Consider the following 13,282-nt stretch of genomic DNA (forward strand, 5'->3'; position numbering starts at 1 on the left):
CTATTTTAGAAATGATAAATTCTGGTTGTGCAAAGGGATACGAAAGGACCGAATTAAGAAAAATACCAAAGAGCGAAGCAATTCTTGTAATCACCCGGCCAACTAAAGGTATTAAGGTATACTGGCCGGCTATTTTTGATTAAAATTTATTTTTAATCGAGATAATCAAAACTACAGGGTTATGGGGCTGCCCAACAGCTCTGCAGTTAAATATTGATAATTATGGTTCATTGACGAGCTCCTTTTCAACAAGCACCTGGGGCCAATTCTGCGGAAGTAATTTTTTGATCCGGCTTGTTGGGAATGTAGGTATGGCAGTAAGTATATGCTTAGCGATTACTTCCATACGCACTTACTCGGGCGTTTACCTCTGTCATTTTCTAGATTAGTCGTTTAAAAGTACTGACGTCCAGGTATCACATGTTATAGTTTGTTTCTGCCCATTAGCATCTTTGTATGTGCAATCCAGATTTAGCGCCCGTGGTAACGGTCCGAGCAATTACAGGTATAATAGGCTTAGCGACTGAAGTTGATTATCCGTGATTCCGCGTCAGCGTTCGCGACATGGCACCGATAAATAATCACTGGATCGGAGCCCTCATTTTCATATGCCGGGTGTCGGAAAAAGTGACCATATTCCCTTTATTCCCTAACTTTAGGTAAAGAGATCATGCCTATGTCGGAAAAGGTGAATGGATTCCTGGTGCTTAGGAAGTCTGGTACTATGGATACGGTAGAACCATATAAAAGATTATTCAGAGTAGGGGCTAAAGAGTACCGTGGAATGGAAAGAGCGCACCTGTATGATATCGACGAAGACTATATTAAGAAAAAATTGCCTCCGGACCTGCATATAATAATAAAAAAGAACCATGAGGAATCAAACGATCTGTTGTTCGTGGAATTGATCAGGGATCTTGAAGAAGCAAAAAAAATATTGCAATATGTACGGGGGAAAAATGATCTGAGCGAATTGATCGCGATCCGGTCAGATATCATAAGTGAGATCAAAGGAACGGTGGATATCGATCCTGCAGAGATCGAGTGGTTGGGATACGATATACTTTCGTTCGGTGGCGATTCTTTGATCCTGAACGGGATTTTTTTTAAGCCGGATCATTTTAGTAAGTGGATTCCATGGATCAATGATAATGGGCTTTTTGCCGGGAAAGAGCAGGTGCAGGCATATATTGACGATTATCTGCAGCTTGCATCGGACGACATCGTAGAAGATCACATCCCTTCTCCCTATAGGTTTGATGCAGTAAGGATCGGAAGGGTGTTACCTGTAAATCCAATGAACTAAGTTTGGGGTAGAGGCCACACCTGAACCAACACGGTCTTTCCCTTTCCAGGGTATATTTATGAATGGCGAGCTTCCACCGGGAAATAAGATATTCCGATAAACGACTAGATTTGGACCCTAAAAACAATAATCAGCCATGTCTATAGGATTAGGTCTTAATCTTTCGCCCGATCTGTCCAAAAGGAGCGCGCTCCTCGTCGGACTGTCCCAGTATCTGATGAGTGAGTTCAAGGATCATAAATTTCCAAAAGGTATGGATAAGATCGCCATCGGCATCATTTGTGTAGACCCCAAATTCGACTTTTTCTTCAAACCCAAACAACCCAAGCTGACAAAAAATAAGACACATAAGGAAGATGGTCGGGAGCAGCAGCTTGGGAATGTTTTCGAATATGAGATAAAGCTGGACTACCAAAAAGCAAAGTCACTGTTCTTTTATCCTGCCGGCCCTGCCAATCTTTTCGCTTTTTGCCCTCGGGTTGGCAGGGTTATCTCGGTGGCAAATTGCCTACTTTGTACCTGCTCGCTCATAACCTTCCATTCATTCGTTTTGCGAATGTGACGGTAGTATAAAGGGATTGGGTGATAGTCGCAGCTTTGGAAATTACATAAGGAACGAAAGATAAAATGGCTTAAACCATCTTTCAGGTTCATTGCCCATTTCGGAAAGAAAATGCTAGTTCGTATAAGGTGATCGGAAAAAAACCGAAATTAAACAAATATCCGTTTAATTATTAAACTAAAAGTAAGGGGGATTTTCCTCCCCCTTCTTTTTTTTAACACTGTTCTTCTAGATTAGTCGTGTATTACAGACGTCCAGGTGTCACATGTGATAGTTTGTTTCTGCCCATTAGCATCTCTGTATGTGCAATCCAGATTTGGCGCCGGTGTGGTGTAAAATGTTTGAATATTTAAAGAAGTAGTCGACGTGGATTGTGTTAAAGTCAACGGACAAGTGGTTGATACACCAGCTACATATGTAGTGGTTGTACAAAAGTCCTGACTATATTTGGCTTTAAAAGCCAGTGCTCCACCTACAATTGCTAATAATGTAAGAGACAATAGCATGATTTTTACTCTTTTCATAAAAGAATGCTTTTATTATTCAAAAAGCTAAACTTTGTTTTAATCCCTGCCAATCTTTTCGCTTTTTGCCTTCGGGTTGGCAAGGTTACCCCGATGGGCAAATTGCCTACTCTGTTATAGTGGTTTTCGGCTATCCCACTTTGACCACCATAGCCTCAATGAAGGAGGTCATTCTCACCAACTAAACATGATTCCAGCGGGCCCTTGCTGTAGATCCGTTGTAGCTGGGCTGGCTGTCTGATCAGGACAAGCCATATTGCGCAATATTTTATTCTTCTGCTATTTTTTTAATCTGGCTGCTGTACAGTTTGCCGCCCAAAAAACTTTTCTTCAGTTTTTTGTCCTTGCCATATATAGCCATATACGGTACCCCTGTTATTTCAAAATAATCGCCTATTGTATTAGCTGTATCCATGCCTATTGTGATGTTAGGATATTGAGCTAGTTTAAATTGCTTGTTAAATGTTTTCAAAGTCGATATCGGAAAAGAAGAAATAAAATAGAACTGAATGCCTTTTAATTGGTCAATGTCTTCAATAATCTCTTTGGTTTGTTTTTTACAGTAGGGGCAGAACGGACTAAAATCGAACAAGACAATGGGTTGATTCATTGTAGCTGTACTGGTATTGATCCAGGTAATGCTGTCTGTTAACAGGATTTTGAACGCCGGCATGAGCTTACCTTCTTTCCCGGTTTTTTGTGGTTCTGAACTATAACAACCGGCAAGACATGCGATGGTTAGTATTAAAATGCATAGTTTCATATGATTAAATTTGTTGTTAAATGTTATACAGTAGGTTTAGGTATTGCCGAACCATGCTTTTTATATGGTTTTGATTCGATTATTAACGACTGTATCAACCACGCCAGGAATAATACAAAGAACGGCAAGGTCGTTACAATGGGAAAGATTTGGTAACGAAGTTCAATAGGGGCAGATATCACACTGAACAAGGTATTGCTAAGCCAGACTAGTAACACACACGCGATTATTCTTTTTGCTGTGTTGTTGCAGTGTCTAATGCCACCAAAAGCGAAGAAAAACAATATGCAAACGATATAGGCCGGATTGATGATAGCCAAAAGAACAGGGAATACATTCATAATATGAATTTGCGCATCATTGTACCGGTTCGACAATCGGTTATTTTTCCATTGGAACCAGGTAGTAGTAATTGGGTCAACCGAGTTGTTACCCATATTATAAACGCCCATAAAATAAGGCGGCGGGCTGTAATAGCGCAACAGATTGGGCCAGGCATAATGCTTTAAGTAAGCAACCGGGTGTTGCATAGTTAGCCAGCGACCATATTTACCATATAATGGGGCCACCGTCGACCAATCGTAGAAGTAAGGAATTTTGCTATTTGGCGGTATTTTTCTGTGTAAATATATCACCAGCGGCGATTTAAAATCCCATAAGTAGTATATTCCTGGTTCACTATCAGGTCTGTTTTTTGCATGGCGAATTGAATCCATGTGATCGTTCACTAGGCTGTGCAATAGCCTGAATTCATATGGTACATCTTTTTCTTCATCCCGCTGAGAATATGCATAGCCGTATAAAGCATTCGCTGCCAGTTGCCAGCCGCCAAAGGCAGAAAATTGGGCAGTGCCAGTTTTAACCTTGTATTCATATTGGGTACGGCTGATAAAGCCTAAAAGAAGTATTATAATGGCGAACATGCCTAGTCTCCTTGTTTTTGTCGACATAGGTATTATGAAAATAATCAACAGGCTGACAAGCGGATAATAAAGGGCTGAAAAGCGGGTCATTAAAGCCAGTGTTATAATAACCGCATGTATAATTAATAGTTTTTGTTTATATAGTATCCATAATAACTGGGTAAACCAGGTCAGACTCAGACTGGCAAATAAACAATCACTTGATACGAAATTGGCAATATGCGGAAGTAAGGGATTGGCTATACTAATTGTAAACACAATCCTAAATAGCCATTTACCTGGTGATAAAAGGTAGCGGACTGTAAATAGGAAATAAAGAACGCTGGCAATTAGTAAAAAATATTGCAATGTCACCAATGTTATGTCTGAATGAGTAAAAACGCTAATCAAACGCAGGAACTTCGAATAACCTATTGGCCACATGTTAATAAATTCATTGTCAGCCGCAGCTTTAATATAGGAAAACGAATCTGGTGGCATGAAATTGGGATAAGGATACACGTACTTTATCCATGCAAATGAAATGATCATTACGATGGCGCAAAATCTTAACAGCCGTTTATTTTCCGTGTCGTTTGTGAGCCATTGATTATACGGCAGCGTTGATATAGTTTGTTTAAATAACATTGATCATTGATTCGGTTTGATTGTCTTTTATATTAGTTTTCATGATTGGGCAATGGGTATTGATTGAACCAGTTTATTTGTTGCTGCTTTTTTTCTCTTTTTTGCAATATCAGAGCCCAAGCGGCTAATACAATGAACATACCGTTAAAAATAAGATGTTGCGGCCAGGATAGTTGTTGTATGATACCCCCACAGCTACACGGCAGTTCCTGATCGAATATTAAAATGGCTATTACATAAACTGTAAATAATGCCATTATTACAAGCGCGGCATATAAACCCTTTAGCCGCCAGCGGGGAATGATCATCAATATTGTAATGCCAAATTCAAGCCAGGGCAACCCCCACGCAATTGGTGTCGCAAATGGGGCCAGGATGGGTGAATCGGAAATGTTTTCCCGAAATACATCATATGCTATCAGTTTGCTGATGCCTGTATACAGAAATAGAAAGGTATAAAGGAATATAATGGTTTCTATTATTGTTGTTCTTCTTTTCATAAGTTCCTATTATAGATCAAGCTATTACTTGTATATGATTGGGTTTATATCCTGCTTTGCCCTTGCCTTCAGGATTTGCCTGCTTTATAAATTCTAACATCCAGTCGACTAACGTCAAAGTCATTATGGTGCTAAGAATGAGTGGAAAGATATTTAGTCGCAAAGCCGAAGTAGTTAGTAAGATGGTAAACAAAGCATGGGTTATCCATAAACTCCCTGTAAACAGTAGCGTTTTGTGGAAAGTTTTATACTGTTGCCAGCCTTTCAATATAAAATAATACAGTAATCCGAAGAGAAAAATTGTATTCATAATACTATTGAGATATGAATAGAGGCTAATAAAAGGTGCAATGTTATTGCCTCCTCTAAACATTATCTTGTTGCTTTTATACCGGAACCAGTTCTTAGCCCGGTCTGGAATATTCATAACGCCATTATTGTATATTTCCAGGTACTCAACTGGGGGAAAAAAATATTTTTTGGCGCCTTGTCCGGCGTAATAGGAAAGGTATTGTACTGGATATTTCCTAATCAAATAAATTCCATAAGCTTCATAATAGTTTGCCATTGTGGCCCATTTTTTTTGTTGACTGGCAAGGGAGTCATTGACCCGTTTAAATGAAGTGTCTGCATATTTCAACAATGGAGAGTTAAGCTGCCATAGGTATACATCGTCAGCTTCGTTTATTTCCCACGGATAAAACTTTACATTCATAGTAGAGTTCAGATAGCGGCGTACTGTTTTGTCGAGAGCTTTATATTGAATGTCTACCAATTTTCGCTCGTTGTAAGGTATATGCTTGTACATATAAATGGCATTGTTAGCCAGCAGCCAACCAAATAGAGGCGCAGGCTGCCAATGCCCGGCGATTTTTTTGAATTGAAATCCTTGGTAACAAAAAAGCAAAGCGCAAAGCAATATTCCTGCGCTGGCGCCAGCCAGTTTTTTGCGTAATGGAATATTGCTAAGTATAAAAGCCATTACCGCAATAAATAGATAGATGATGGCTTGGTATCGTACTGTGAATGCTATAAATACAACAAGTGTATGCCAGATAATATTTTTGGTAGATGGCTTGTGAATGATCCATAACATCAAGGCTAGCCAGCTCATGCTGAGGCTCGCAAAAAAGGCATCCCGGCTCACTAGGTTGGCCAGTTGCAAAAACAAGGGATTGATGACTATGAATATAATTAATGAATATTGAAGCCATTTTCCCAGTTTGTGAAAATAAAAAAGCGTAAACAGGAGGAACAAGCCACTAGCTTGCAATAACAGGTATTGCGTTGCTGCTAGAATAGTATCAGAATATGTAAATATGCTTATTAAGCGAAGGAAACGGGCATACCCTACTGGATGTATACTAATGACAGGGTTGCTGGTAGCATCTTCCAGGTATTGAAATGAATCATCGTATAAAAAATTGGCAAAAGGAAATTGGTATTTGAATACGATGAACTGTATCACTACTGCTATAGCTGCCAGGCATAGTACGATTCTATTGCGCCGGTTATAGAACAGAAAATTAATAAAAGTTTGTTCGTTGTTGGGTGAATCTTTCATATGACTTTCCTTGTCAGATTTGTGAACAGATGTATTGGGCGTTAATTATATGAAACTTGGGGTCTTATGCTAGTACACTTTCTTTAATATCGTTATCTAAACCAAGAACAGCTTTCTGTTTACTTTTTGCTTCTAGTTGCATACTTCGCATTAATTGTATCATCCAGTCTATTAGTAACAAAGCAAATGTGGTTGTAAGAATGATTGGAAATGACTGAAATCGCAAGGCAGCCGAAGAGGCGAAGATGGTAAAACAGGCATTGATGAGCCATACAGCACCTGCCATAATAATGGTTTTATTAAATGTTGAATTGTATTGCCAGCCTTTTAATAGCATGTAATAAAAAAGCCCAAAAAGCATGACAATATTGATAATGCCACTGAGTATGGGATAAAAATTAAGTACCCATACTTTTTTGTTTCCCATTCTCACTTTTACTTTTGGGCTTTTGTACCCAAACCATTCTTTAGTTCCCATGTTGACTAAATCATTGCCACCATTGTATTCTTCCAAAAATTCAATTGGCGGTGCATAATATTTACGCGAATTGGGCCAAACGAAATGCATCAGAAAATGCCCCGGGTATTTACGGATAATATAGAGGCCATATTCTTTATAAAATGGCCCCATACTGGCCCATTTTTTAAATTCGGCCAACGAGTCTTTAGTTTTCCTAAATAAACTGTCACGATATTGCATCAATGGCATTGAAGGACTCCACATATAAAATGTACTTGCTTCGGCTTGTTCAGTGGGGAATTTTGCCTTGTTTTTTGTTTGGTAATAAAAGTTTCGTATCCTGTTGTCAAGTGCCCTGAATTTATCAGGTACAGGTTTGCGGTCGGCACTATCAACACTTCGATATGCATACATAGCGTTGTTCGAAAATTGCCAGCCGCTAAATGGCGAGTACTGCCAATAGCCCGTCAATTTTTTGTATTGGTACATTGTGAATCCAACAAATAAGCCACACAATGTCAAGCCCAATCCAACACCTGCCAGCTTTTTTTTCCAAGGTAAAGCTGACAGCCAGAACGCAACTCCTGCAATAAATGGATAAATCAGTGCATTGTAGCGCATAGTGAATGCAATAAGTAGTATAATTGCCTGCCAGAATATGATTTTTTTAGTAGGCTGATGAATAATCCACAATAATAGAGCAAACCAGGTACAACTGAGTGCCAGGAATACTCCATCGCTGCTTACCATATTTCCGAGGTGTAAAAACAGGGGATTAAACACCATGAAGCATAATAAAATGTTTTGTATAATTTGGCCGGTTTTATAGAAATAGAAAATGGAAAATAGCAGGAATAGTACACTAGATTGGATAAAAAGATATTGAAAGGCTACCAATGTATAATCAGGCTTCGCAAATGTGTTAAACACTCGCAGGAATTTGGAATAGCCGATTAAGTAAGTATTGAGAGTTAGATTATTAGCTGCGGCTCCTAGGTACGAAAATGAATCGCCGTGAATATAACTTGCGAATGGGTATAAATATTTGAATATTGCGAACTGTGTAATAATAGCTGCTGCACTTAAATATAGAATGAGTCTGTTTCGCTTATTATGAAACAGAAATAGTTTGAAGGTTGGCTTCGCTATCAATATTTGCTCAGGATGGGTCATGTGTTTCAATTTGTGATATTTTAATTTGCTGATCACATTAATGTCATTAAAATTCATCCGGCTATGGTAAGTGTCAGTTTGTTGCAGTCATATAATGGAGTGCTCATTTTCATAATAGTCTTGGCTGCTGTTGTTGAAAACAATTTTCGGTATTGTAAAGGTGTGGTTTTTTTGAACCGAAGAAATTGGCGGTGAAAATGAGCTACAGTATTATAACCACTTTCGTACCCGATGTCAACTACAGGTTTGTCAGTTTGTAATAGTTGGCTGCAGGCATAGGCTATCCGTACCTCATTTAAATAATTGAAATAGGTTTTTTGGGTGCAGGTTTTGAAATAATGACAAAATGAGGGGATGCTTTTACAGGCAATGGCTGCTACTTTAGATAACGTGACCTGCTCTTTGAATGCGCTGGTAGTGTACTTGATTATCCTGTCAATACAATCGTTGTTTGTTGCGTTTAGCGTTTTGTTACTTTCTTTAGATAAAGTAAAATATTTATTTTTAACTGCTAATGTTTGTAGGCATTGTAGTAGTAGTATTATTCTGTCACCATCTGTTGCCGTTTCAAAGGACTGCATTAATAGCTGTAACTTGTCTTGTGAGTTTACAGTGATTTTGAGTCCATGCTTAGCCTGATCCAAAAGGTTCATGAAATGCTGACATTCCGGCAGATTAAAAAAATGGCTTCCCAGGCAGTCTGCTTTAAAATGAATGACAATGGCTGTGATGTTATTAACGGGTTGAAAGCAATGTGGAAGATCTGCGCCCAGTAGATATACATCCCCCGGTTCAAACGTGCCTACATACTTTCCAATATACCCATTTCCATTGCCTGATGTAAACAGGATCAGTTCGTAAGCTGGGTGTTGATGCAAGCTTGTTTCGAATTGTGACAAATTATAAGCCCCGGCAATAAAGGATCTGTTTGGTCGAAATGGTAGTTGTTGAACGATCGGTTTCATTTTTTTTATCTAAATATTTATCGTTAGTAGGTGCTCAATATTTTATATTCCCGCTTAAGCATGACTGTCTTAGCTTATTACTGGTTCGGCTTGCTGAATTATTCCTTTTTTCTTTGCAGATTCTACCTTGGAATTGCTTGTTATAAGTTTATCTATAATGCTATGTTTATGCATTAATTTCAATAAAGGCGTTTCAATCAGTTTGTAAAACACAACCGAGATGATAGTGGCGACAATTAACTGTAACCAGATCATTGCATCTCCATTTAAAAAGAATTTGGTTTTAAAATACATGGTGAATAGTGCATTAAGTACGATATAATGGATCAGGTATAGTGAATATGAAGCGTCGCCCAGCAGTAACGACCACCGGTTGTTAAAGAGCCAACTTAATTTACCATTCTTTTCCAGAGATACACAACCGGTTACAATACAACCGCTGGGGAGGCCCCATAATAGGAATTTATTCAGACTAGCTTTGCCACTTATTGTGTCTAGGTAATACCATACATTGCCATACCCAAAACGGATGAGCAGGCCATAGCTAATGAGTCCAGCTGCCAGCCCGGCGGCGGCCATCCATGAGGGTATTTTAATATTGTTTAAGTACAACTGGCAAATAATGACACCCAAAACAAACTCAAGCATGATCGGATTTGTTATAAATTGTAGCCGCAAGTCTTCAGATTGTAATAATTGCCCAGTTCCTATTAATAATAAAATCAGGCTGGATAAATAAATTGCTTTGCGTTTGATATTGCATAGGATCAGGAAAAAGAAGAAGATATAAAATAACCATTCAAAACTTAAGGTCCAGCCTACGATTAACAACGGAACAAAGAAATCAATGTCTCCCGAAGTTGGGAATATTAATAAAGAATCCAATAAGGAACTCATTGTTTTCCTGAATGTGCTATCAATGGAAGTGTGGTTAACGTTTAATTGCAACAAATAAACACCTAAACAAAGTATAGTTGCAATATAATATACCGGGTTTATCCGGTAAAAGCGTTTTTCCAAAAATTGAAAGCCTTGAGCAATACCTCTGTATCTATTCGCTACATACGTGATGATAAAACCTGAGATCACAAAGAATAGATCAACCCCAATACAGCCAAATCCTTTTAAATGATAAATGTTTTGCTCCCAGGATTTGCCGAATTTCATCTGCACATCCATCGAATGCTCATACACCACCAGCAAAGCCGCTACTGCCCTCAAAAATTGTATGGAGTTAAGTTTCATGATGATAATAGTCAATAGTGAGCCGCCTTCGCCAGACTTAGCGGACGATGTTATAAATACAGCTTGTGCTGTTAGTATGAATTCAATAAATTATATGCGTGTATTGCTTAAGGACTAAGAACTTTTTCCTCTTTAGGTATAAATAGCTGGTTATTAAACAACGAATACTTTAGTATGCAATAGATCGCCCTGAACCCATCCTTCCAGCCAATCTTCTTGCCCTCGGCAAATGTGCGGCCGTAGTAACTAATGCCTACTTCATAGATCCGTATGCCTGGTACCATCGCTATCTTGGCAGTTACTTCCGGTTCAAACCCAAAACGATTTTCGTGCAGGTAAATGCGTTGTATAATGTCTGTTCTAAATAGCTTATAACCCGTTTCCATGTCGGTCAGGTTCAGGTTGCTGAATAGGTTACTTAGGAAAGTCAAAAATTTATTTCCGATCGAGTGCCAGAAGAATAGGATGCGGTGTGGATTGCCGCCCATAAAGCGTGAGCCGTATACCACATCTGCCGAGCCCAGTACAATGGGTTTCAAGAGCGTATTGTACTCGCCCGGATCATATTCGAGGTCGGCATCCTGTACCAACAGATACTCGCCGGTTGCCTGGGCAATACCCGTATGGATCGCCGCACCTTTCCCCTGGTTTACCTCGTGTTTTATATATTTAAAGTAATTGATAGTAAGGTTGACACTGTTACTAATATAATTCTGTATAACTGCTTCGGTGTTGTCTTTACTGCAGTCATTTACAATGATCACTTCCTTCTCAATATTGCGTATCAGCTTTACTTCATTGATACGGTCCAGTATCAACGTAATGGTTTTTTCTTCATTATAAGCGGGGATGATGATCGAGAGTTTCTTTATTGTTGTGGTTTGTAAGTCAGCCGTTGTTGGCTGCTGATTATTCGTTTCTGATTCCTGGTTGCTTAATTGATTTAATGCAGGGGCTGGTGTAGGTGTATTTATTGTACTGATTGATTGCTGCATAGAACCAAGGTTTAATAGTTTGTGAATATGTGCATGCGGCTCTTTTGCCGCTTATATGCGAACAGGTTTCCGTATGAGCCTCGGCAGGAATACCGTGGCGGACCGGAGTAAAACCTTATCCTTTAAATTCGTTTGTTCAGGAATGTCTCTATATCTTTTTGGTAGAAGGATCAGTGCGTGTTCTGTTTCTTTTATTCTATATGCAAGTTAAATCACGCAATTTGACATTTTTGATGTAATGTTTTGCTTTTTTGCAGCATTGTTTTGCATTTATGATTGTTCATGGCTGTTATATTATGCATATCGGTTTTGCCATTCCGTTGGTGTTAGTTTGAACGCCTGCTTGAACGCTCTGCAATAGCTATCCTGACCTTTATAAAAACATTTCAATGCCACCAGTTTTTTGGTCATTCCCTGCTCCAGGAACTTTTTAGAGGCTTCCAGGCGTTGCCGAACCTGGTATTCTTTAATACCATATCCATAATAATCCTTAAACGCTTTTTCTATAGTACAGCGGTTGGGCGTTTTTAAATGATCAAGCAATTCTTCGGTGGTTCTGTATTGAAGCGGATGTTCGTCAATATGCAGCTTGATACCCACAATGGCAAGTTTCACATATCTCGAAAGAGGTTTGTTTGCATTATTGATCATTGGACAAGGTTTTATGTATCAAAAAATAAAATAGAAAGCAGCTGGAATGCTTATGTTTTTTTTAGGATACGCAATTGCTTAACGAAATCTGTTGGGGTAATTGCGAAATACTTTTTAAACGCTGTAGTAAAAGCTCGTGGTTTAGAGTAGTTTAATGCAAGGGCAATAGCCTTTACATCCTTACCTTCCTGTAACAACTGGCGGCCGCGCTCCATACGGGTCATGAGCTTGTAATCGCGCACACCCTTGCCATACTGTTTTTTAAATGCTTGTTGTAATACATTGCGGCTGATGCCTAATAAGGAGGATAATTCGGCGACTTTGTCGCCCAGGGCGCAGTGATCGTCAAGAAGTGTTTTGTAAGTGCCTGCGGCTTTAATTACATGCTTCCTGAATTTTTTTTCATTCGTCATGGTGGTCGGTTTAATGGTAAATGGTTGGGTCCGTTGGGGCTATCCTTCTTTAAGCAGCCAGTGGTTTTGCGTGTACTCCATAAATTGGATGGGTGAATGAAATACCTCGCCCACCTCATGCTCATTGTCGTAATCATCGCGTACGATCATCGTATTGTGTTTCGTGAGCCGGAAATACAGGCAATAGAATATGACCTGTACAACAATGGTACAGTAAATTTCCACCTTGCCTGCCTGGTACATGCTCTCTAAATTGGCAGCGGTGAGTCTTTTTAGTCCAAGGGTACCCGCGAATTGGAAGTCGCGTACAAATTTGCTGAAGGCGGTGCTGGGATACATGTAACCAAAATCTATCCAGGGTTCGGGGGGCGGGTTCAGGGGAAGGATCACAAATACCGTATCGTCATTGTTCATACAAAACTCTATTCCCTGGGGGTTGTCGTAGATGCCCAGGTAATCGTCGAGGAATTGATAAATATGACGTGCAGCCTTTGTCAAGGGTTGTTTTTTTGCAGGTAATAAAGAACTGATACGGGTTGCCGGCAAGCCGGTTACCAGTTTAACTTTGAACTTACAACGTTGCACAAGCGTTGCGTCTTTAATCAAAGATT

General features: G+C 39.3%; 13 protein-coding genes. 2 read left to right on the forward strand and 11 right to left on the reverse strand.

Going from position 1 to position 13,282, the window contains the following annotated elements; genetic code table 11:
- Positions 1 to 670: 670 nt before the first annotated feature.
- Positions 671 to 1,306, forward strand: a complete 636-nt coding sequence (locus tag A3860_RS31655) for a hypothetical protein (protein WP_143774358.1) — start codon at positions 671 to 673, stop codon at positions 1,304 to 1,306.
- A 136-nt stretch (positions 1,307 to 1,442) separates the two neighbouring features.
- Positions 1,443 to 1,868 carry a hypothetical protein gene (locus tag A3860_RS31660; RefSeq protein WP_081154346.1) on the forward strand — a complete coding sequence of 142 codons (426 nt, stop codon included), beginning with the start codon at positions 1,443 to 1,445 and terminating at the stop codon, positions 1,866 to 1,868.
- 792 nt (positions 1,869 to 2,660) lie between these two features.
- On the opposite strand, the gene A3860_RS31665 is transcribed toward A3860_RS31660, so the two are convergent.
- From A3860_RS31665 to A3860_RS31715, 11 genes are all read right to left on the reverse strand, one after another.
- Positions 2,661 to 3,155, reverse strand: a complete 495-nt coding sequence (locus tag A3860_RS31665; protein ID WP_081154349.1) for a peroxiredoxin family protein — start codon at positions 3,153 to 3,155, stop codon at positions 2,661 to 2,663.
- A gap of 23 nt (positions 3,156 to 3,178) precedes the next feature.
- Entirely contained in the window at positions 3,179 to 4,705 is a 1,527-nt protein-coding gene (locus A3860_RS31670; protein WP_081154352.1) for a hypothetical protein, read from the reverse strand.
- A gap of 32 nt (positions 4,706 to 4,737) precedes the next feature.
- Positions 4,738 to 5,205, reverse strand: coding sequence for a MauE/DoxX family redox-associated membrane protein (locus tag A3860_RS31675; protein WP_143774359.1), 468 nt, complete (start codon positions 5,203 to 5,205; stop codon positions 4,738 to 4,740).
- A gap of 16 nt (positions 5,206 to 5,221) precedes the next feature.
- Positions 5,222 to 6,769 (reverse strand): hypothetical protein, encoded by a 1,548-nt coding sequence (locus A3860_RS31680; RefSeq protein WP_081154355.1) that lies wholly within the window; start codon positions 6,767 to 6,769, stop codon positions 5,222 to 5,224.
- Positions 6,770 to 6,833: 64 nt separating this feature from the next.
- Entirely contained in the window at positions 6,834 to 8,402 is a 1,569-nt protein-coding gene (locus A3860_RS31685; RefSeq protein ID WP_143774360.1) for a hypothetical protein, read from the reverse strand.
- 53 nt (positions 8,403 to 8,455) lie between these two features.
- On the reverse strand, positions 8,456 to 9,367 hold the full coding sequence (locus tag A3860_RS31690; RefSeq protein ID WP_081154361.1) for an AraC family transcriptional regulator: 912 nt from the start codon (positions 9,365 to 9,367) through the stop codon (positions 8,456 to 8,458).
- Positions 9,368 to 9,436: 69 nt separating this feature from the next.
- A complete protein-coding gene (locus A3860_RS31695; protein WP_143774361.1) occupies positions 9,437 to 10,612 on the reverse strand; it encodes an acyltransferase family protein in 1,176 nt (391 codons plus the stop codon).
- A 107-nt stretch (positions 10,613 to 10,719) separates the two neighbouring features.
- Positions 10,720 to 11,607 carry a glycosyltransferase family 2 protein gene (locus A3860_RS31700; RefSeq protein WP_081154367.1) on the reverse strand — a complete coding sequence of 296 codons (888 nt, stop codon included), beginning with the start codon at positions 11,605 to 11,607 and terminating at the stop codon, positions 10,720 to 10,722.
- Positions 11,608 to 11,901: 294 nt separating this feature from the next.
- On the reverse strand, positions 11,902 to 12,258 hold the full coding sequence (locus A3860_RS31705) for a helix-turn-helix domain-containing protein (protein WP_081154369.1): 357 nt from the start codon (positions 12,256 to 12,258) through the stop codon (positions 11,902 to 11,904).
- Positions 12,259 to 12,308: 50 nt separating this feature from the next.
- Complete coding sequence (locus tag A3860_RS31710; protein WP_081154372.1) at positions 12,309 to 12,671, reverse strand: helix-turn-helix domain-containing protein; 363 nt, start codon at positions 12,669 to 12,671, stop codon at positions 12,309 to 12,311.
- Positions 12,672 to 12,710: 39 nt separating this feature from the next.
- Positions 12,711 to 13,282: hypothetical protein (locus tag A3860_RS31715; protein WP_216823555.1), on the reverse strand; the 572-nt coding region annotated here is incomplete at its 5' end.

Origin of the sequence: Niastella vici, from assembly GCF_002077945.1 — a bacterium.
In the GTDB taxonomy this organism is placed as follows: Bacteria; Bacteroidota; Bacteroidia; order Chitinophagales; family Chitinophagaceae; genus Niastella; species Niastella vici.